The 21,716-nt window shown below is 55.3% G+C and carries 12 protein-coding genes; 4 read left to right on the top strand and 8 right to left on the bottom strand.

From position 1 onward, the window contains the following. Positions 1–21: 21 nt before the first annotated feature. From G6R38_RS08920 to G6R38_RS08935, 4 genes are all read right to left on the bottom strand, one after another. The gene (locus G6R38_RS08920) at positions 22–1,719 is read right to left on the bottom strand and encodes a mechanosensitive ion channel family protein (protein ID WP_166823085.1); all 1,698 of its coding nucleotides are present in this window, start codon (positions 1,717–1,719) and stop codon (positions 22–24) included. Positions 1,720–2,081: 362 nt separating this feature from the next. Beyond that, entirely contained in the window at positions 2,082–3,269 is a 1,188-nt protein-coding gene (locus G6R38_RS08925; protein ID WP_166823088.1) for an SGNH/GDSL hydrolase family protein, read from the bottom strand. A gap of 24 nt (positions 3,270–3,293) precedes the next feature. Then, complete coding sequence (locus tag G6R38_RS08930) at positions 3,294–5,006, bottom strand: exo-alpha-sialidase (RefSeq protein WP_166823091.1); 1,713 nt, start codon at positions 5,004–5,006, stop codon at positions 3,294–3,296. A gap of 10 nt (positions 5,007–5,016) precedes the next feature. After that, on the bottom strand, positions 5,017–9,432 hold the full coding sequence (locus G6R38_RS08935) for an NHL repeat-containing protein (protein ID WP_166823094.1): 4,416 nt from the start codon (positions 9,430–9,432) through the stop codon (positions 5,017–5,019). A 182-nt stretch (positions 9,433–9,614) separates the two neighbouring features. On the opposite strand from G6R38_RS08935, the gene G6R38_RS08940 reads away from it, so the two are divergent. Continuing rightward, positions 9,615–11,498, top strand: coding sequence for an AAA domain-containing protein (locus tag G6R38_RS08940; RefSeq protein WP_166823097.1), 1,884 nt, complete (start codon positions 9,615–9,617; stop codon positions 11,496–11,498). Between the two features lie 35 nt (positions 11,499–11,533). On the opposite strand, the gene G6R38_RS08945 is transcribed toward G6R38_RS08940, so the two are convergent. The 4 genes from G6R38_RS08945 to G6R38_RS08960 form a co-directional block, all read right to left on the bottom strand. Next, positions 11,534–13,432 (bottom strand): M56 family metallopeptidase, encoded by a 1,899-nt coding sequence (locus G6R38_RS08945; RefSeq protein WP_166823100.1) that lies wholly within the window; start codon positions 13,430–13,432, stop codon positions 11,534–11,536. After that, positions 13,429–13,818, bottom strand: coding sequence for a BlaI/MecI/CopY family transcriptional regulator (locus G6R38_RS08950; RefSeq protein ID WP_166823103.1), 390 nt, complete (start codon positions 13,816–13,818; stop codon positions 13,429–13,431). The genes G6R38_RS08945 and G6R38_RS08950 overlap by 4 nt, the downstream gene beginning before the upstream one ends. 128 nt (positions 13,819–13,946) lie before the next feature. Continuing rightward, entirely contained in the window at positions 13,947–15,341 is a 1,395-nt protein-coding gene (locus tag G6R38_RS08955) for a DUF1501 domain-containing protein (RefSeq protein WP_166823106.1), read from the bottom strand. Further along, complete coding sequence (locus tag G6R38_RS08960; RefSeq protein ID WP_166823109.1) at positions 15,338–18,115, bottom strand: PSD1 and planctomycete cytochrome C domain-containing protein; 2,778 nt, start codon at positions 18,113–18,115, stop codon at positions 15,338–15,340. Before G6R38_RS08960 ends, G6R38_RS08955 begins: the two co-directional genes overlap by 4 nt. Before the next feature lie 282 nt (positions 18,116–18,397). On the opposite strand from G6R38_RS08960, the gene G6R38_RS08965 reads away from it, so the two are divergent. From G6R38_RS08965 to G6R38_RS08975, 3 genes are all read left to right on the top strand, one after another. Further along, positions 18,398–19,759, top strand: coding sequence for a DUF1501 domain-containing protein (locus G6R38_RS08965; RefSeq protein WP_166823112.1), 1,362 nt, complete (start codon positions 18,398–18,400; stop codon positions 19,757–19,759). 77 nt (positions 19,760–19,836) lie between these two features. After that, on the top strand, positions 19,837–20,721 hold the full coding sequence (locus G6R38_RS08970; RefSeq protein ID WP_240928124.1) for an alpha/beta hydrolase: 885 nt from the start codon (positions 19,837–19,839) through the stop codon (positions 20,719–20,721). 101 nt (positions 20,722–20,822) lie between these two features. Then, positions 20,823–21,713, top strand: a complete 891-nt coding sequence (locus tag G6R38_RS08975; RefSeq protein WP_166823115.1) for an ADP-ribosylglycohydrolase family protein — start codon at positions 20,823–20,825, stop codon at positions 21,711–21,713. Positions 21,714–21,716: the final 3 nt, after the last annotated feature.

Consider the following 21,716-nt stretch of genomic DNA (forward strand, 5'->3'; position numbering starts at 1 on the left):
GAATTCTAAGATTGCGTTGGACTATTTGGGAGCATCTGATTCGTTAGTCGGGCTTGGTTCAGCAATGTGAACCGTTCGTCCGGGTCTTGCGAATGGGATTTGGTCGGCCTCGAACTGTTCCATGATTTGCAGATTGATTCGTTCGTTGACCGCTAAGTAATCCCAGTAGTCGGGCGGGTGATACCAATAGATCAGAATAATGCCGATTGAGGCGTCGTTGACATCTCGCAAGAACACCCGCGGTGGGAGTTCTTCCTTCAATCCCTCGTGGTCTTTTACCGCTTCTCGAACAATTTCTAACGCACGATTAACCTTGGCGACGGATGTGCATGAAGGCATTTGAATGGTTGTTGCATGCCGAATGTGGGGGCGACGCCCGATGTTCTCGATATCGCTTCTCGCCATTTCTTCGTTCGGAATGGAAGCTTGGTGCCCGGTCAGCAATCGAATTTTCGTGCTTCGCAGGCCAATTTCCTCGACTAAACCATCGTAGTCTTTCGTGACTATCCGCTCGCCGACTTGATAGGGTTTATCGAGCGTGATCATGATACTCCCGAACACATTCTTAAGAGTGTCTTGAGCAGCTAACGCGACTGCAAGCCCGCCCACACCGGCACTAGCAAGCAGCGTTGTCAGCGGAATTCCAAACTGCTGCCCACCCTCTAAGAAGACAACTGCAGCAGCGGCAATACTGGCAACCCGACAGACTAGTCGCACCAGTTGAGCGTCTAAACCCCTTGGCGCAATCCACGGGCTAGCAATTAAAAGAGCCGCAACTCGACTTCCCGCACCAAGCAGCATCACAATGAGCGTTAACAAAAAAATTAGACGCAGAGAGTATGACGTCACAAGTTGGACTGTGCCGCTGATTCGGATGTGCTCGCTAATGAAGTAGTTGGCCGTCAGCGGGACAATTGTTGCGGCGATTGGAAAACCGAGCGTTAAGACATATCGCAGAACATTGGACCGTAGTGAACGGGCTCGTCGGTAACCAAACAAATAGATTGTGGCAATCAGAAGTGCTGCTAGAAACAAAGTGATGCCGAACAAAGTCCACTGCCAAATGGCCTGCCCCAGCCAGCGGGCATGTGCCCATCTTGGCAACGAGCGGACCCACGAGCGTGGAATCAACCAACCCGGTTCCGAAAGGTAGAATTGGTAAAAGCCTGGGGTGATTCCATCTCTTTTTCGAAACGGTAGTTCTCGAACCACTTCGTAGAATTCCGCTGCGCGTTCCACCGTTTCTGCGGTAAACAAGAACTCGCCTTCTCGTGGTCCGTCTTTGACTTTTGCAATCGTGATTTCGGTGTCAGCGACTCGCCACCGAGCGATGCCCTCGTCCACAACTTGCTTGGCATCTGGCCAAGTATCTTCGGCAGGTAAGTCGATCCGATCCAGCACTTCTTTGAGGTAAACCACCGCCTCTTGGCCGACATGTACTCGTACAGATTCTGGAACCTCACTTAGGTCAAGACAACGCAAAGCCCTTCCGCGAACGGCACGGCGTTCCGCTTCGCTACGGAAACTTAAACCCTCTCCACGAAACCGGCGAAGAATCTCATTGCAGGCATCGATAAAACTTCGCAATGTCGCGCGGGGGCTGGAAGTGTCCGCCGTTTTTAGGGGGTGAGCATCCATCGACCGGCTGTCCTGGGCATCCAAGGGACGAACGTCGATTCCGCTGAGAGCAAGGATAAGTACTAGCACCAGATATCGCATGCACCGTGTCGTTCGCGAAGGGGCGCAATCCAGACGCCAGAGAAAATGCGTCATCAGAGGCGACCTCTGGGACAGCCGCATACTGCTAGTCTGAGTTTGCGAAATTGATGTCACAGGGCATACGCAATCTATGGCGTTCGGGGAGAGAGCTGGTGCTGGTGACAGTTGCTTCATTGACTTAATTTTGTGAGCACGATGCGAGTTAGAACTTCGAGTTATTGTTGAAAGTGAACTCAGCTGCTAGTGAATGGTTCCCTTGTGGAGTCCTATAGCGATTTGGACTAACCATTCGCGGCAGTGTGGATCATGTGGGCGATCGTGTTTCCTTGAGCTATTCCTGTGAATACTTTGAGTCCTGGAGACTAGTTGACCTCGAATTGGATGATTCGCATTGCGTGCCCTGAACTTTCTTCATTCGATTTCTCGGATATCCGGAGTCGAAGGGTGTGCTCTTTGGGCTCTAAATCGGCAGCGAAGATGACGCTTCTGGGGTAGTGTAGCCCTCGGCTATAGTGGTGATACAAGTCGAATGACTTGAATGGTTGGTTGTCGATGCTCGCCTCCACAATTCCAGCATCTGGCCCGGCGACGATGTATGCTCCCACGGCTTTCCCTGTGAATTCCAAGCTGAGTTCGGCTCCTGGCCGATCTGCGCTAAGCATGTTGATGTTCGTGAATCGTGATCGCTTGCCGCCGGGAAGTTCGTCCCAGGCGGGAATTCCCCATTTCCAGTCACGGACGATTTCTGCCTTCTCCGGTGAGACGAACCGCCCATTGCCATAATGGTTTGAGTCAAGCGGTTTGCTCGGTGACGAATGTTTCTTCTTCGTCGTTTTGGGCGAGAGTTCCTCGGCCCACAATTGAGACAGTTGGTCCGCGATCATCGTCGCACAGATCCGGTTGCCTGCTGGTTTTGGATGTGTGCCACCATAGACTTTCCAACTCAGTTCATCGGCTGAAATCTGTTCGGCAACCTCCTTCGCGAGATTGACTGTTGTAATGTTGTAGTGCTCGGCAACGGCTTCGTGGCTGCTAATGGTCAGAGGCGTTTTTCCGGCCTGCAGCGTCTCTAACATGCTTGGGTTGACGAAATACGTAATAACGATATCGGCTTGGGGATTGTGTTCTCTGACTTGGCGGACAATTCCTTCCAGTCCTCGAATACATTCGCGTCGTGCATGACCTGCATCTTGATCGTCATTGACTGCGAACTCGATGAAAAACAGATCAACTGGGCCTTTACTTAACACATCACGCTCTAGTCGGAATGCTCCAGTTGTTGAACACGTTGAGGAGATTCCCGCGGCAGTGAAGTTGAATTTCGTCTTCGGAAACTGTTTCTGGAGGAACTCACAGACCATCGGGCGATAGCCGTTCATCTCAGTGATCGAGCCACCAATGAATGCGACATGGCCAGTTTCTTCACGCTCAAACTGAATTCGGCAATTGTCGAAGTTACCCCGCAGGTTGACGTTGCGAACTATGTTCGATGCAACCAGAGGTGTCGGTAGTAAGAGGATTAGTGCGAGTATCTGAAGACGCTTGAACATGATCAGTTTCCTTGAACTCGTGTGTTATGGCGTGTTAGCCGGTTCTGTCGAGATGAGTTTTGCATTTGCTAGCCCGTTGTATGTCGTCGCCACACGGATCTTCTTGAACCCGGTTGGCTCAATTGCATCTCCTTGTCGGACCATTTTTGATAGATTGGCATCGCTATTGCCAAGTGTATTGGACAGGCTCCAGTTTTTCGGTTCAGTCGGGATTTGCGTGGGTAATCCAAGTTGAATGTGCAAATCGTCTGGTTTGTTGCGATGGCTGCGAATTCGAACGAGTAATGAATGATGGCTGCCCGGTTTCAGTTTTGGACCGACAACCGCTTCTTTGTAAAGTTGCGACGTTAGATGGCCTTGCTTATTGATTCCGATAACGACACGTTCCTCTCCACTTGAAGTTGCCATTGCTAGTGTTGCCTGCGTGCCGACATCAGGCACAACGAGTTCCATGGTTGCGTATAGAGTCTTGCCGTCGTCTCCGAGATCGATCCAAGCTGGTGGTGGTTGCTGCGGAGTTCGTTTGACGGAGGGAAGGTGCTGAGCGAGTTCGACGGAATTCGGCATCGCGAGTTTTTCGAGCTCATCTAACGAGACCTTCATGACCTCCATCGTTTGTTTGGCACCGGAGAAGGCGATCAGAAGATGCTCATCGTGTTCGATGATGTGTGGGTAGTCGATATGACGTCCACCGATTAGCCAAAAAAGTTTCGTGAAGACGAGTCCGTCTTTGCTAATGGCGAGAGTCAATGGGTCACGGCGGCGAGGATTAGAGTTCGACACCATGACATAATAGCCACGGCTCGTGCGATGCACGAAAAACTTACTTGTGGCGTCTGGGAAATTGGTTGGTTGGATTTTGCTCCATGTCTGGCCGTTGTCGTGGGAGAATGTGCGGAGAAGGAATTTCGAGCCCCCGTTGTCACGAATGAGGCCGACGATCGTTTTGGTGTCGGGAAGGATATACCAGTAGGGTTCTTCAGGGCGACCGTTGCCATCGTATGCAGCGAGCGGATTGATCCGCCAATCATTGAACGCCTTGACTCCGCCGATCATCACAGAGACTTGTCTTCGGTGATCGCGACGAGTCATCATCCATTCCCCCGACGGCAGTTTCTTGGGGGGGAAGTTGTTCATGGAGTCATCTAGGACGGTTCCGTGAGGCACCCAGTGATTGCCATTCCAGCGAAAGGCTTCGAGACTCAGCCCGAGTCCGTCATAGCCGGGTGCATTGAAATGGCTGGAAAGAGCAAGCAACTGGCCGTTACGCTTCCAAAAACCGCGTGCGATCCAACCGTAGTTTTTGATCCGAGGTGGTCCGGTTAGGTCGGCGGGCTTGGTCCATCGGAGTCCGTCCGCACTTGTTGCAAACGAATTCCTAGTATTTGGTCGATCGTGGCCGGGCACGATGTTTCGGTGCTGTTCGGGAGTGGCACCGCCTCTGGGGAGACCAGGGCCATCGCTCCACATGGCCCAGAAACGGTCATCATGGTGAGCCAAGTACGCATGTTGATGGACACGAGTCCCTGCCTGATCACGAACATCACTGATGATTGCGTGCTGTGCGGGAACCCGTGGGAGCTTCTTGTAGTCAATCTGATGCGGATCGTCCGGCAGCCAGTCTCCGGCGAGCATGATCGCTCTTTCCGATTCCTGGTTCGACTCCCGATCTTCCGCTTGTACCACAGTGATCGAGAGGAAGAGCGAAACCGTTACGACGGCAAGTATGGATTTCATGGTTGAGCCTCTATGGTGTTTGCCATTCGATCGTTCCCCACAAGTGTGGAGTTAATGCAGCTTCGCTTGGCACGTCGGCGGTGATGCCGGTGGCTTTGTTGGACCAGTAGGAGCGGGCGGTTGTCTCGGTTCCATTTCCGCGAAGAATACCGAGATCCCCTTTGATTCGCAGGCCATCGGTTACCTTCAGTTGCAGGGTTTTCAGGGGAATCGAAACTTCGTAAAAACCTTGTCCGTCGGTTGCCAATTGGACTTGATCACTGACATCTTCGACGCGGTCGAATGTGATGGTTCGCCAAGGAGAACTAAACGGGATTTTCTCACCGTTTGCTTTCGGAGATACGGGCTCATAGAGCACCGCCCGCGGTTTGCCATCGACTTGACTGACGAGCAACCGAAGATCACCCGCAACGGGAGATCTTCGGCTCGAATCGGCAGCGGGATTCGTGGCTAGCATCAGGTCCAGACCGCCGCCCGTCTTGAACAACGCATGCGGAATCTCGCCGGAGTTTTGGATGAGATCCTTTTGCGATGTCTGCCAGGCGGCATGCAAATTGTCGCCGGCAATTGCCAAAGAACCTCGAATATTGAATGGCTTGGAGTTGGAATTGAAATTCGCTCGAACGCCGCGAGTGTCGATATCCACCCAGTTCGCGTTGCTCCAGTCTTTCGGGGCGCCATCGGTTTTGATGGCACCGTTCGGGTGAATGACGGCATGAAGTACGCTTCGGCCGAATGTCGCCTGTCGTTCGGCTTCCCGGTCGAGCACCCAACGCTGGGCTTCTGTGAGTTGTTCAGCGTTGACTTCGATTGGGAAGGCGTCGATGCGGCGAATCGTTTCCAGACCATCCAAACGCACGAGACTGCTGTAAGAACCGTCGACGACATACACCTGCCCGTCGGGGGTGCTGGTAATTGTCGGCCAAAAGTTTTCGTCGTGCAGCGAGATGCCATCGAGGGACATCCCACGTTCAGCGACCGGCATTTTCCAGAGTTTGCCTTGCCGAACGTCTTCGAACACGGTTGCCACAAAAAGCCCATCGCGAGTGAATAGATAAAAGTTGCCCATGTTGGCATTCACCGCCCACAACGGACCGACTTCGCAACCTTGCACCTCGAATAAGCCTCCCATCAGTCGCGTTGGACCGATAACTTGGCCCGCAAAGCTGGGTGAAGGAGCTTCGTGCGACGCATGCAGACCCGGCCACGGATTGGGGTAGCTCCAGATGGGTTTGCCGTCACGGGTTCCGCTCAGAGAATGCTGATGAAACGGCTCCACGCCCAATGTGATTACGGCTTCGTTGCTGTCATCCGTCAAAACTTGATCGCCGCCAGACGAACCGGGACGCTGCACATCGTCCGCCAACACAACTCTGTTCGAGCGTTCATAGACGGGGATTCCCGCCGAGGTGACCTTCGTGGTTTTGAATTGAACGGCTTGTCCATTTAGACGCGCAACGCAAAAGGAAAGGTCATCCATCACAGTGACGCCACCGCAGACGGCCTGCTCCATCCACACTTCATTGGGTTGCACCTGTGCATCTGCGTTGAGGTCGCTCCAGGCAAAAAATACCTGATTCCGACCGCCGTGACCGTGCACGTCTTTGGATTGCGGATTGACTCCATCGGGCCATCGATCGAGAAATGGTTTCGTCTTGAGGAGGTCCCACGCATTAGCTCGGCCCATGGCGGCGACAGGTTGAGCGGTTCCATCGCGATCATGAAAGAGGAACGCCGTCGAGTGCCCTGTCACAGGATTCGTGTTGAAGCAGTTGGTGAAGTACCGCTCGCCGTTGTGACGCAATGATTTCTCTGGGGCGGCTGCGCGGAAGGGCATCGGAAAGTCGGCTTGGGCACGGTAGAGCACACGTCTCAGTTTCGACGACCCCGTTTGCCAGTCGAGTTGGAATTCCAGCGAGCCACGCGATTCGTCCGCATAATGAAACAGGGACGGATCAGCAGAATCGAGTGCTCCGCCACCGCCGTATTTCCCGGGACCGTAGAATGCATTGACGAGTTTCCCTGTCGGTGACCACACACTGACTCGCTTCGGAAGGTAGTCGTGCTCGGTGACCCAAATCTGCCCTGTAGAATCGACGGCAAGACCCGCCGGATGATTCATGTGTAATTCATCATATTCACCTGCCTGGGGCGGACCGGCGTGACCAATCACACGGATCGGTTTTCCATTCGCAGTGAAAATCTTGACTTGATGACTTTGCCCTTGGTCACTCACGTAGATCTTGTCTTCGGCATCCAAAGTGAGGCCGAACGGATCGTCGAGACCTTCAACGATCAAAGTCTCCGGTGACGACAATTCCGCCGGGGTGCTCGCTTTGGTGTATCGCAGAAGTTGCGTTTCAGATAGGACGAGCAATCGTCCGTGGGAGTCAAAGAAGACTCCACGGGGGTTCGGCACGCTGGCTGTTCCGATGACCTTACCAGCTTCGGCGTCGATCCACAGCAACCGGTGCTCCTGTCGCAAGCTGCAAACGATGACGCCGTTCCAGGCCGCGATGCCACCAAGTTCTTCAAAACGATCTTGCTCAGGTTGGGATGATCCCAGGCGATGGGCGACCACGGGTTCCGGCGTCAACTTGTTGCCAGATTGTCTCAATGCCGTCACGCGGAGTTCCGTGATGCCGGACCGCTTGGCCGTTTCCCATGTTGAGGCGACATAAGCTGCAACATCTGATGGGGCATCGGGACCGGTATCTCGACCGAGATATGGAGCGGCAGTCCAGTTGCCACCGATCCATTTCAATCCGCCTCGTTTAGTTCCATCGAGATCGACCCAGGCAAAGCCGTCCGGCCCTTCTGTGACATAGCAACCCAGAAATACGGCCGGTTCTCCGGTGGGAGAATTTGAGGCGGGCACGAACACGGCGGCCGATGGCGGTGAGTGGTTGGCCAACCACGCTCCCGTGTGATCGGGCGTGCTCCACGGCGGACTGCCCGTGCCGTAGACGGAAAACTCATAGAACGGTCGAATTTTCTTCCGCCACAGACCTCGAACCGTATAACTTCCCGGTGCTACCATGCGAGCGGGGATATTGTACAGACCGTGCTTGGCCGCCTCGACATCACGCCCCAAGTCATCGGATGCGTCCCACCAGACAACATTCTCGCCTGCTGAAAACGGGGTCTCGGACACCAAGTTTCGCACACGTTTGCCGGTCTCGTCCTCAATCACCAGGGTGACGTAACCGTCTTCCGGCAGATGGAACCGCACCGGGACCGGTGCATGGGCAAGCGAGTTCGACTTCGCGGGCGTAAACTCCGACAGTGCGGTCAGAGGAGCCTCGTCCAAGTCACGGCACGCCAGCAGTTCGCCCAGCCAAACACGTTTTCCGCCGGCGGGTCGGTTCTTGGTGTGGGGATGTCTTGCGATCGAAGGTTCGATCATCCGCAGCCGGATCGCACGGGTCTCGATGGTTTTTGGAAACACCATCGCGTTCGGCCAGAGTTGGGTGGGATATCCGTTCTCCAAATCCCGGTAGATGCCGACCGATCGCCAGTCGTCCGCTTCCGCCTCACGGGGATGACGTGACTCCGGACCGACATACGCTAACACCTCCGCCGCTCCGAACCCGGTCCACAACGTGATTAGTCGATCAATCTGCACCGCCTGTGGCCAAGTGAGTGTAATCCATTCGGAGTGCGAATCGGAAATGACTGGCTGTTCGGATTCCGCGGCAGCCCGCTGATCGACGTTCTCCCATTCACTCCACTGGTCATTGAGACCATTGACGATCTTCGCCACATGCTTTTGATTCGATGCTGCCGCCGGTGTTGCCAATGGTGCGAGATCGAAGAGTCGGTCCTTGAGCACCAGCACGCCGCCAACACGACCGGCGTAGTTCGCATCAGCTGGCTGAGCCACATGGGTGAACCGAATCGCTCGCGTCTTTATATCCGGGGGCAATGTCCAAATGCCAACGCCCTGCTGGATCGATTTCCCAACGCGAGTCTCAAGAATCGGCTTCTGCGTGGGCTGTGCGTCCACGAGTCGTTTTGCGGGAATCCATTGGGATTCGTCGCTGAGATCGCCAGGATATTCTGCGTCACTTTTGAGAACACTCAAGGTCCCGCCGCCACGGACAATAACCGAACCGACTGGGATGGCTTCTCGAAACCCAATTCGCAGATGCCGTTTTCCCGGCGACTTGGAGTCTCCAAATACCACGCCGCTATGTCCTGGCGTCGTGCGAGGGTCGTCCGTCCACAGCACCCATTGCGGAGCCAATTCGCGTCGTTGCGTATCCAACTGACGTTCGTTGCCGTCGACCCACTCGGCATAGGTGGAGGGATCAATTCGTTCCGGTGTGACCGGCGTCGCTGGTCGGGACGGGGAATCTGCAGCAACAACCGCAGACATCGCGATGATAAGGCAACTGATCGCGATTGATGGTGTGATATGTTTCATCGTTTCTTTCGTCGTGTGGCGAATGCTGACACTTCGGCTAAAACAGAATTTCGGTTTGGGACTTGGCAGATTCTAGGGGGCACGGCTTTGCAGACGCAAACGAGTGAACGTATTCTGCTGTTCGAATCAATTTCTCGTCGGGCGGGGCATCGACGCATCATGGCTATTGAAAGCAAAATATCGTGAGTGACAGCCAGGAACATTTTCAGCGTCTGTTGAGATGGCTGAAGTTGGAGTCCGAAGCCGAGGCCCAACAACTCGACGAACGGCGGCGGCGTGGTTCAAACAAAGACGCAGAGCGTTCCGGGGAAGCTCTGTTGGATCTGGTGGTGACTCAACACGAATCTGGTGTTGGTGGGCAGACCTTGCTAACTCTAGTGAAACGCAATCGCACGCTCCGACTGCCATGGACACGATTGCGAGTGGGGTCGCCTGTGGTTCTCTCTACGGACGATGCCAGCGAAAAACCACAGCGTGGCGTGGTGACGTCTCAGAATCGGGATTCCATCGAGGTGGCGGTCTCGGATTGGCCGGAAGGGGAACGGTTCCGACTCGATCTCTCCACCGATGAAGTCACCCGGAAACGGCAAGAGAAGGCACTCAATCGCGTTCAGAAGGCAACAGGGCGAACAGGGCAACTCCGAGAATTGTTGCTCGGCCAGCGTGACCCCAAGTTCACAGACGACATCGACATGGCACTGCCGGACTCGCTGAATGCCACCCAACAAGACGCGATCCGGTTCGCTCTGACGGCGGAAGATGTTGCGATCATTCATGGTCCACCGGGAACCGGAAAAACAACCACTGTGGTCGAGTTGATTCGGCAAGCGGTGAAACGCGGGCAGAAAGTGCTGGCATGTGCCCCAAGTAACACGGCGGTGGACAATCTTCTGGAGCGGTTGGTTGCGTCCGGTAACAATGTTGTCCGGTTGGGGCACCCCGCGCGGGTGGATGAGCAACTCCGTCGCTACACGCTTGATGCGCAAGTTGCCGAGCACGAGCTTATGAGCGTCGCACGGGATATGTTACGAGAGGCGGATTCGTTGTTCCGAAAAGCCGGACGCTACACACGAGCCAAGCCCGCTCCGGGAGCCAAGCCTGAGATGCGTCGCGAGGCGCGGCGGCTCAAATCGGATGCTCGTCTGTTGGAACAACAAACGGTGAAAACGGTGCTTGATCGTGTAGACGTCGTCTGTGCGACTCTAACATTCGACGAATCGCTATTAGGCGATCGCCGGTTTGATCTGGCTGTGATCGACGAAGCCTGTCAAAGCACTGAACCCGCATGTTGGATTCCGGTTCTGAAGTCTGATCGCATCGTGCTCGCGGGGGATCACTGTCAATTGCCCCCCACCGTGATCTCCGCAGTCGCCGCCCGCGAAGGATTGACCACCAGCTTGCTCGAGCGACTCAACGCCAATTTTGGGGAGTGCATCACCCGGCAGCTCAAAGTCCAATATCGGATGCATACCGACATCATGGGGTTTTCGTCCCAGGAGTTTTATCAGGATTCACTGATCGCCGATGAAACGGTATCAGCACATACGCTGAACGACTTGCCGAATGTCCAAGCGTCTTCGCTGACGGAAACACCGTTGACCTACATCGACACCGCCGGTGCCGATTGGCATGAGGAAGCGGAGTCGCACGGAGCTAGCAAGCGGAACCCGAACGAGGGAGCATTCGTTTTGCGGAAAGCCGAGCAGCTGATCGCAGCGGGATTGCCACCACGGGATATTGCAATCATCACTCCATATGCGGCACAGGTCCGCTGGCTGCGTGAGCAATCCAACCGAAACGAGTTGGAAATTGATACGGTCGACGGCTTCCAGGGACGCGAAAAAGAAGCGGTGATTATTTCCTGTGTCCGGTGTAATCCGAAGGGGGAGATTGGCTTCCTCGCAGACACCCGCCGCATGAATGTGGCATTGACACGTGCCCGCCGAAAGCTCGTGATTGTCGGCGATAGCGCGACACTCGGCGGACACGATTTCTATGCGTCATTGTTATCCTATTTCGAACTTCTGCAGGCGTACCATTCTATCTGGGAAGAACAGGAGTTCTGATCCACGCACGCCCAATGGCGTCGGGCGACGTATCTCTAGTCACGGTCTCGATCACGAGGACCAGCTTTTTCGCGCTCGCCATTGCGAGGTCCGGCTTTTTCGCGGTCACCATCGCGAGGGCCGCGTTTCTCAACATCGCTGTCGCGTTGCACGCGGTCGGTGGCTTTTTCATCTTCGCGATCACGGCGGTCCCCGTCCCGTCGATCACCTTCACGAGCATCATCGTCACGGCTTCCGCGTCGAGGACGATCACCGTCTCGGTCTCGCTGTCCGCCTTCTACGTCGGCATAGCGACCGATTTTGTACCACCAAATGAACTCAGCGGGCATGAACTTTCCGTCGCCACTTGGCTCGGCATCCCGGAATCGCCGGGTTTGGAGTGCTCGACGAGCATCGTTGATGTTGCCGTTGGTCATCGACAACCACTCCTCTAGCACGACCATACCGTCACTGTTTTTATCATAGGCTTGGAAAACGCGTCCCGCCTTCGAACGCTCCCACCCGGCAGGCAATCGGTGTGTCTCCGTATCCCAGAAGGCATCTCGATCGCTGTCACGACGCACTGGTCGCTCGCCGGGATCTAGTCGCTCGCCAGGTTCCGGACGACGAACTTCGCGTCGCAATTGAGCCATCTCGCGTTGTAGCTGTTGGATCATCTGAAGCAGAGCGGCTTCCCGAGGAGTTTGTGGGCGGAAGTCACGGAGTTGGCGGTCAGCTTCGCCACGACTCTCGTCTTCTTCATCGCCTCTCGCGTTTCGGTCACGTTCGGCGGAACGCCGGGGGCCCGCTTCCGCTTCCGGCGACCGACGTGGACCGGCGTCGGCTTCGGCCGATCGTCCGCCTTCCCGGTCCTGAGCAACCGCTTGGAATTCGGTGACACCAATTCCCCCCAACGCACAGAGAAACGCCACCGGAACCACGACGGCAAGGACACCAATCAGCCAAGTCGGTTCCCGATCCGGTTGACCGATCTGCAACACATGCTTGACACGACGCAACAAGTTCATCTTTCGCTCTCCTCGAAAAGAAGGTGCCAGACGGTAACTACCATCCAGCTGAAGTCGTCCAATGCGTTCCAACGCGATCGCGTAGAGTTTGCGTTCGCCGGTGGCTTGAATGGCCAATTCATCACAACACATTTCCCGCTCCAGTCGCACGCAATTCGACAACCACCACATGGCGGGGTGATAAAAGAGCAGAGTTTCGACGATTCGCTGAACCAGGTTGATCCAGACGTCATGTCGTCGAATGTGAGCCAACTCGTGGGCAATAACCGCTTCTAGAATATCAGCGGGGAGGCCAGCGACCCATGAGGTCGGAAGCAGCACCACTGGTCGCCAAAACCCGACGACTGCCGCCTCACGAATGCGATCCGTTGTGAACACTCGAGCGGTATGTAGCCCCACGCGTTCCGCCAAATACCGCGAACGAACTGCAAGTTGCGAGTCCACTTCGGTTCGTCCCCACCGTAGCCATGCGACACTGAAATAACTCGCCAGCAGTCGCGTTCCGGAGAGCCCAACGCCGGCTAACCAAAACATCAGCATCAAAGATAACTCGGCCGAACGGTCTTCGTCGGGATGCGGTTTCTCGCCAATCGAGGCAGAATGACTAAACGTGGGGTGAGTCGAGTCGGCATTGTGTCGCAGCGGTGTGGAATTGTCCGAAATCGCGCCACTCGTTGCCGTGATTGATTCTCGGTCCACATGGTTTGCAGCAGGTGTTGAGTACACAAAGCAGAACGTCAGCAGCGGACAACCGGCCATCACCCCAAGAGCCGTCAACGCGACTAGATACCGATGATGAGCTGAGCGAGCACCGAGTGCTCGTTGGATGATCCAATAACCGGCTGCGATCAGGATTCCCTGCCAAAGAAAGTGAATCAAAGTTTGAGCGAAGGCGGTGGCGACGGGAGTGGATAGGGGGTCGATCATTCTTCACCCTCCTGCCAGTCTTCGATAGCTCGCCGAATCTCTTCAAGTTCTTCGGCAGACGGTTTCGACTGTTCCAAAACGTGTGTGATCAACGATGTCGTCGAACCCTGGAATGCCCGCCCGAGCAAATCCTTGACGACCGTTCCCAGCGTGCGCTCCTTCGATTTCTGAGCGCGATAGAGGTGAGCACGCCCTTGCAGTTCCCGTTGAACGAGCCCTTTCTCAAACATGACGTTCAACATGCTGAGGATCGATGTGTATGCCCGCGGTCGCGTTTGATTCAGCACATCGACGACCTCCCGCACGGTCATCGGTTGGTGTTCCCAGAGAACGTGCAGAATTTCCAACTCGACATCGGTGGGCGTTGACTGTCGGTGACGCGGCATTACTGGACCTCAATGAAGACTTTCAATCGAAGCTTCAATCAATCTACCAATTCTTTAGTAGATGTCAACTAGAAAATTAGTAGATGGAGGCGGTCGTCGATTGGCTTCCGTTCAGCGATCAGCCTTTTTTAGAGAAATGCTTCCAAGACGGGGCCACCACCGACAACGCCGAGTGGGGTTTCGCGTAGTCCGTGATGGTTGAAGACAAGATGATCGGAGTTAAGTCCGAGTGCGTGGAGAATCGTGGCGTGAAAATCCTGCGGAGTCACGGGGCGTTCGGAAACGGTATAGCCGAGGGCATCAGTTTGCCCGATGGTTTGCCCCCCACGCACACCACCTCCGGCGAGCCAACAACAGTACGCGGCGGGGGAGTGATCGCGTCCTTTTCCACGTCCTTCCATGGTCGGCGTGCGACCGAATTCGCCACCCCAAACGACCAGCGTGCGATCCAACAAACCGCGGCGACGCAGATCGTCCAGCAATGCGGCGACCGGTTGGTCTGTGCGTGCGGCCATCCGTTCGTGGTTGCCCTGGATGTTTCCGTGGGCGTCCCATCCGCCCACGCGAACTTGCACGAAACGCACACCGCGTTCGATCATCCGACGGGCGAGCAGGCAGCCACGTCCGACGGTAGCCGAACTCTTGTTCGCAAGCCCGTAGAGTTCGTGCGTCTCGCGTGTTTCACCGCCAATGTCGAACAGTTCCGGCGTGGCTGACTGCATCCGAAACGCCATTTCGTAACTATGAATTCGGGCTTCCAGTTCACTGTGCCCACCCGTTGAACGTGCGAACTGTCGATTCAATTTTTCGATGACGTCCAACTCTTTGCGACGTTGATTTGGCGTGGTTCCGTTTGGCATCTGCACGTGCTGAATTCCGCGACTGGGATCAACAACGGTTCCTTGAAACCGTGCGGGGAGAAATCCCGTTTTCCAACCTGCTGCCTGCGGGTATTGCATGCCATCACTGTGAAGGTTCATCGTGACGAATGCGGGCAGATTGTCGGTAGCCCGACCGAGACCGTACACGGACCAGGCTCCCAGACTTGGTCGTTCGCCGTTGGCCGATCCCGTGAGTGCGACGCATTCGCCAGGACCGTGAACCGGGTTTCGATGCGTCATTGAACGGATTACACAAAGATCATCCGCATGTTGCGCAACTTGGGGGAACAGTGTCGAAACAGAGAGTCCCGATTCACCGTGCTGATGGAAACTCCACGGCGACTTCATCAGGTTTTTCAGTCCAGCCCGTTTGATTTTGGGCACGTTTGCCGCGATCGATTCCGGCACATCTTTGCCGGCGAGGCGGTCGAGTTCAGGCTTGGGATCGAACGTGTCGACTTGGCTCGGGCCACCCGCCATGAATAGAAAAATGACTCGATCCGCAGTCGGCGGATGATACGGACGCTTTGCGTCGGACGGCGTCGATGGTTCGCTGGCGAGCAACGAATTCAACGCGACTGCTCCCGCACCCAAGCCGGATGAAGTCAGAAATTGCCGTCGATTGGTTCGATGGTGGGTCATGGGATATACAGGAATTCGCTGGAGTTCAGTAACGCCAAACATGCACTGCTCAAACCGTATTCGTCGGCGAGTTCTTGCAGCGGTTGCAGTTCCGTCGTTTGTGGAGTCCGTCCGAAGCAAATCTCAAACGCGGTCGCTACGGAACCGGCTCGCTTCGCCAACGCTGACGCGGCTTCTTGAGCGAAGGAACTATTCAAAAGCCACAAAGGTTGAATCGGTGTTGTTGACGTCTCCCGTCGGGTACAACTCACAAGAGCTGTGGCGCCGTCGAAGAGGGTTTGCTGTGCTGGAAAACTGTTCCGTTTTTGGCGGAGGTACAAGCTGCGTCGAGTGGATGACGCGGGAACACTCGGCCCACCGGCTTGTCGATCGAGCAGACCACTGGCCGCAAGAATCGAATCGCGGATGGCTTCGCTCTCCAATCGTCGCGGTGTCCATCGCCAGATCGCGTGGTTTTCCGGATCGATCGCGACATTCGCCTCCGAGATAGTTGATGACTGCCGATACGTCGACGAGTTCACGATCAAGCGGTGAAGATGATTTGTGTCCCAGCCGCTTTCGATCAATTCACTCGCCAAATAATCCAGCAATTCCGGATGCGATGGTTCGGTGCCTTGCGTGCCGAAATCACCGCTGGTTTCAACGAGCCCCCGACCGAAATGCCATTGCCAAATCCGATTGGCCCAGACTCGCGCAGTTAGTGGATGTTCAGCATCGGTCATCCAATCGGCCAACCGCAGTCGAGAACCACTGACATCATCCGGCGTTGGTCCGAAGACGGCGGGCCATCCCGCTTGAACTCGTGGACCCTTCGATTTGACATCACCCCGAATCAGCATGTGCGTGCGTACCGATCCGGGAGTCGCAGGTTTGTGCGGCAACGGCCAACGCATCTCGTGCGGAGCAACTGCCAATTGAGTGGCCCCACTGACGTAGGGATAGAAACTCCAGCTTTGCGGAAACTTCGCGATTTGTTGTTCCAACTGCTGAAACCGGGATTTTTCCGCCGGCTTCATCGCCTTTACGACGTTCTTCGGCAGAATATAAATCGGTTCCGGATGGCCCTGTTTCCGTTTGACGTTCACCAGCCGATCGTGAACGGCGTTGAAAATTTGCCAGCGTTCGTCGATGAGAGTTCGTGTCGATTCATCCTCAACCAACACGACATTTCCAGGCTGACCCTTCGCGAAGAATGCTTGGAAGCGGTAGTAATCTCGAATTGAGATCGGATCGAATTTGTGCGTATGACATTGGCAGCATTCCATCGTGAGTCCGAGAAACGCCTTGGCCGTTGTGTTGGTGATATCGACGAGAATATCGTTTCGTTGAATCTCTTTGTCCAACTCGTTTCCGCTGTAACGAGCAGCCGAAAGAAAGCCGGTCGCGACAATCTTGTCGTTGCCCTCGTTGGCAAGTTCGTCCCCGGCGAGTTGCTCGCGGACGAAGCGATCGAACGGCATATTGGTATTGAACGCCTTCACGACCCAATCACGATATCGCCACGCGTGCGGCCGATCTCGGTTGTGCTGATGGCCGTTGCTTTCCGCCCAACGTGCGACATCCAACCAATGCCGTCCCCACCGCTCTCCGTAGGCGGGATGGGCGAGCAAATCGTCGACGGTCATCGTGGTTGCAAATGACGACGGTGGAAGACCGGTGAGATCGAGCGTCAACCGACGTGCGAGAATCTCTGGTGATGCTTCCGGTGCGGGCTGAATGCCGAGTTGCTCGTGTCGCCGTGCGATAAACGCATCCACCGGTGTTCTCACCCAATTCGTGTTTTGAACGGTTGGAACCGACGGACGTTGAATCGGCTGGAATGCCCAATGGGTCGATTTTGGTGTCGGTGTGGGAAGTTCGTCTTCATCCCAGGCCACGCCTTCATCAATCCATGCTTGAAGGGTGTGCAGCTCTGCATCGGACAACGATTCATCCGGCGGCATCTCACCAGTCTTAACGACATCAAACAAACGGCTGGCATGGGCATTCCGCGGCGTGGTTTGGTTGATGACTTCGTCCCACACATCCAACCGCACGCCCGAGTCTGGTTCGTCTCCCGAGTGGCATGCGAAACAGCGTGCTTCTAAGAGTGGCATGATGTCGTTGTGAAAGGAGACGGTCGGATGAATCGCCGACTCCGCCATCGCCGGTGGCAGCACAATCGGTGCAGGGAGATCGAGAATTTCGTGCCATGTCTTCGCTAGCTTGATATCTCCTACCACGATGCGATCTTCGGGCTCGGTCTTCCGACCGGTGGAGAAGCCGATCCAACTTACCCGATGGATGGCACGCGCAGATTGTGTGGAGGCATCAGGAGACTTCTCGGCATGGGCGGCAGGATTGACCCACAAATCCAATTGATCGAATGGTTGTTTTGGCCCAGGATTCGATTTCCACAATCGAGCCACCAGAAGGAATTCGCGGTCGCCCTGGAGTTCCGCTGCGTAGCGTTCGACGTTGGATGCGTATCGCACCATGAATCGATTCTTCGATCCTGAAACATGCACCCCAATATTGGGGACACCGCCGCTGTGGTTATTCGCATTGCCGCCGTCCACGTCGTCCAACCAAAGCACGAAGAATTCGCCTTCGTCGTTCGGTGGCGTGTCGAGAGTTCGACCATCATAGCGGAGCCGATACCGCACGAAGATTTCATTCGCATCGACGGGAGCATCGAGTCGTTGCTTGAGGGGATTGCTACGGGCTTCCGTTCCTGAGATGACAAACTGTTCGCGGGCCAATTCCGTTCTCTGCCAGTCCGCGGCTTCGGCCATGCCCTCCAATAAGGAAAACAGACACGCACTGACAGCCAAGATTCGAAGGGAAACAGAACCCAAGCAGTGTATTCGTGAAGTGGAAATCATTGCGGCAATCATGGAATGATCGAACGATTCGACGAGAAGATATCAGTGTTCACTGTAACGTGAGACGATGCGACTTGCGAACGTCATTTGACAATGATTCTTAGTTGCCGCTAGTTTCCATCAGGTTTTGTTGATATGATTTTCTAGGTATCGAACTGCTCGTCCGTAGATCATTGCTAGGCAGGATGTCGCATGCTCTCTATTCCCACCTCGTCGGATCGTGTTGGTCAATTCTGCGATGGCGTTTCGCGGCGAAACTTTCTTCGCATCGGCACTTTGGGACTCGGTGCATTGACACTGCCGCAGTTACTACGGGCGGAATCGGTTACCGGATCGTCGCGACCAAAGTCGGTCATCATGATTTACCTAGTCGGTGGGCCGCCACATCAGGATATGTTCGATCTCAAACCGGAAGCACCGAAGGAGATTGCCGGCCCGTGGCGACCGATCGAAACCAATGTTCCGGGAATTGAAATCTGCGAAGCGTTCCCGAAGATGGCCCGAATGATGGACAAGTTCGTGCCGATTCGTTCCATCGTGGGATCGCAAAGCGGTCACGACGCAATCCAAGTTTTCAACGGCTTCGATCCTAAGCAGGCCAAACCATCCGGCGGTTGGCCGCAATTTGGTTCAGCCGCTGCGAAAGTCCTGGGCGGTGGCGAAACAACATCACCACCGTTTGTGAGTCTCTGCTACCCATGTACGCACGGGCCTTACAACGAACCCGGCCCCGGTTTCCTCGGACCGGCAGCCAATCCATTCCGCCCGACCGGACCCACGCGAAAGGATATGGTGCTCAACGGGATCACACTCGATCGGCTTGCGGACCGTCGGGCTCTTCTTTCCAACGTCGACAACTTTCGCCGAACCGCTGACTCATCGGGAATGATGGACGGTCTCGATGCCTACACCGAACAAGCGATGGGCCTGCTGACATCTTCCAAGCTCGCGGATGCGTTGGATCTTTCCAAAGAAGATCCCAAAAACGTGGAACGCTACGGCACGGGAGACCCGACGAAATTCATCGACAGCAACGGTGCCCCACGAGTGCCACAAAGCATGCTGATTGCCCGCCGATTGATCGAGGCTGGCGTGCGAATCGTCACACTCAACTACAGTAAATGGGATTGGCACGGCGGGAAGAATAATTCTATCTTCAAACGAGAAGCCGAAGATTTCCCGATTTTCGATCAGTGTGTGAGTTCGTTGGTGACCGATCTCCATGACCGTGGTTTGGCGGAAGATTGCACGGTCATCATTTGGGGCGAGTTCGGGCGAACTCCAAAGATCAGTGCCCAAGTCGGCCGCGACCATTGGCCACGCGTCAACAGTGCACTGATGGCCGGTGGCGGCATGCAGACCGGACAGGTAATCGGCGCGACCGATCGACTCGGGGGCGAGGCGGTGTCTCGTCCGGTCACGTTCCCCATGATTTATTCCACCCTGTATCACAACTTGGGAATCGACAGCCAAACAACCACCCTCACCGACCTCAATGGTCGACCACAATACCTGGTTGACGGCAATGCCCGCCCGCTTCCCGAATTAGTGTGACGGTTGCGAACTGTGGTCGAGTCATCGCAAGATATGGGCGTGAACCTTCAACGATGCCCTCGACACAGAGACCAACCATGAAACGACGACGCTCACTCAAACTTCTGATGCCCCTGCTAACTTCGTGCTTCTTCGTGAACTTCGCGATGGCAGCGAAGCCGGTTGGCAAACGGCATATCTATCGAGTTGTGGATGACCGAGAATTGTCGCTGTATGTGACTAAGCCCGATGGTTGGAAACGGAGTGATCAACGACCGGCGGTGGTATTCTTTCACGGCGGTGGTTGGGTGGGAGGAGCGCCGGGGCAGTTTACCGAACATTCCAAGTACTTCGCTTCCCGTGGAATGGTGGCGATCCAGGTTCAATATCGGTTGCTTGATCGGAAGTCGAATGATCCACCGACCATCTGCATCGAGGATGCTCGTGCTGCAATGATTTGGGTTCGAAACCGAGCCGACGAGTTGGGCATTGATCCCCAACGGATCGCCTCAGCGGGCGGATCGGCAGGCGGACATTTGGCGGCATTCGTTGGGATGGTCGACCATGCTCAAGACACGTCGGCAAAAACCGTTGTCTCGTCGAAATCGAATGCGATGTTGTTGTTTAATCCTGTCTTCGACAACGGACCAGACGGGTGGGGACAGAAACGCGTTGGCCAACGCTACCAAGAATTTTCTCCAATGCACAACATCACGGCCGACGATCCCCCGGCAATTGTGTTTCTCGGTTCAGCCGACAAGCTGATTCCCGTCAAGACGGTCGAGAAGTTTCAAGACGAGATGGAGAAAGCCGGCAATCGCTGTGAGATTCACATATACAAAAACCAACCGCACGGCTTCTTCAATCATGGCCGTGACGGCAATCGGTGGTATTACGAAACCGTGATGGCATCCGATCGGTTTCTGGAATCACTGGGGTGGCTCAGCGGTGAACCAACACTTGAGAAACCCAAGAGCAAGTAACATCGGGCGAGTCCCAATCTGCGAACCTTCTCGCCAAATTGGTGTCGTTCCGTTTCTCGGAATTTCACCAATCTAACAAGAATCGGCGACGGGAATTTGCGATGTCGACAACTCCTAGAATGCGGGCTCGGTTGGCGTTGGATGGGCTATCTGTGGGAGATGCGTTTGGCCAACAGTTCTTTTACCCCGGAACGCTGGAAACCGCCACACGCGACAATCTTCCACCATCGCCCTGGAATTATACGGACGACACCGAAATGGCGATTTCGGTGGTGCAGACGCTTGAGCAGCATGGAGAGATTGATCAGGACTCACTGGCCGAGCGTTTTGCGAGTCGATATGCGGTGAATCCGTATCGGTCCTACGGTGCCGGAGCCCAACAACTTCTTCGCCGAATCAACGATGGTGTCTCGTGGCAGCATGAGAGTCGCGCCATGTTCGGCGGGTCGGGGTCCTATGGAAACGGTGCCGCGATGCGGGTTGCTCCGCTTGGGGCTTGGTTTGCCGACGATGTCGACGCCACCGTTCGACAAGCCCGATTGTCCGCGGAAGTCACGCATACTCACGCGGAAGGTATCGCCGGTGCGATTGCAGTGGCTCTCGCTGCTGGTTGGACAACACGCCGGTCTATGGACAGTCGAAAACCAAGCGGAAGCGAATTGCTGCCTTGGATTCTCTCGCAACTCGAGCCATCGGAGGTGCGGACACGACTGGAATGGGCCAGTTTCTACGCATTGGACACATGGCCATTCACAGTGGCATCGCAAGTTGGATGTGGCGAGCAAATCAGTGCTCAGGACACCGTTCCGTTTTGCCTTTGGATGGCAGCGGCCTTCATCGACGACTATTCCGAAGCGATGTGGATAACTGCACGAATCGGCGGAGACATTGATACCAATTGCGCGATCATCGGCGGAATCGTCGCGATGAACACTGGCCGTGAAGGCATCCCGGCGGAGTGGATGTCCGCACGGGAAAGTCTTCGCTGGTGAGTG

It is taken from the genome of Thalassoroseus pseudoceratinae (assembly GCF_011634775.1).
Classification (GTDB): domain Bacteria; phylum Planctomycetota; class Planctomycetia; order Planctomycetales; family Planctomycetaceae; genus Thalassoroseus; species Thalassoroseus pseudoceratinae.

What these genes read in the sequence shown, in the direction of transcription:
- G6R38_RS08920 (WP_166823085.1), bottom strand. Translation starts at nt 1,719, where the DNA reads ATGCGATATCTGGTGCTAGTACTTATCCTTGCTCTCAGCGGAATCGAC.
- G6R38_RS08925 (WP_166823088.1), bottom strand. Translation starts at nt 3,269, where the DNA reads ATGTTCAAGCGTCTTCAGATACTCGCACTAATCCTCTTACTACCGACA.
- G6R38_RS08930 (WP_166823091.1), bottom strand. Translation starts at nt 5,006, where the DNA reads ATGAAATCCATACTTGCCGTCGTAACGGTTTCGCTCTTCCTCTCGATC.
- G6R38_RS08935 (WP_166823094.1), bottom strand. Translation starts at nt 9,432, where the DNA reads ATGAAACATATCACACCATCAATCGCGATCAGTTGCCTTATCATCGCG.
- G6R38_RS08945 (WP_166823100.1), bottom strand. Translation starts at nt 13,432, where the DNA reads ATGATCGACCCCCTATCCACTCCCGTCGCCACCGCCTTCGCTCAAACT.
- G6R38_RS08950 (WP_166823103.1), bottom strand. Translation starts at nt 13,818, where the DNA reads ATGCCGCGTCACCGACAGTCAACGCCCACCGATGTCGAGTTGGAAATT.
- G6R38_RS08955 (WP_166823106.1), bottom strand. Translation starts at nt 15,341, where the DNA reads ATGACCCACCATCGAACCAATCGACGGCAATTTCTGACTTCATCCGGC.
- G6R38_RS08960 (WP_166823109.1), bottom strand. Translation starts at nt 18,115, where the DNA reads ATGGCCGAAGCCGCGGACTGGCAGAGAACGGAATTGGCCCGCGAACAG.
- G6R38_RS08965 (WP_166823112.1), top strand. Translation starts at nt 18,398, where the DNA reads ATGCTCTCTATTCCCACCTCGTCGGATCGTGTTGGTCAATTCTGCGAT.
- G6R38_RS08970 (WP_240928124.1), top strand. Translation starts at nt 19,837, where the DNA reads ATGAAACGACGACGCTCACTCAAACTTCTGATGCCCCTGCTAACTTCG.
- G6R38_RS08975 (WP_166823115.1), top strand. Translation starts at nt 20,823, where the DNA reads ATGTCGACAACTCCTAGAATGCGGGCTCGGTTGGCGTTGGATGGGCTA.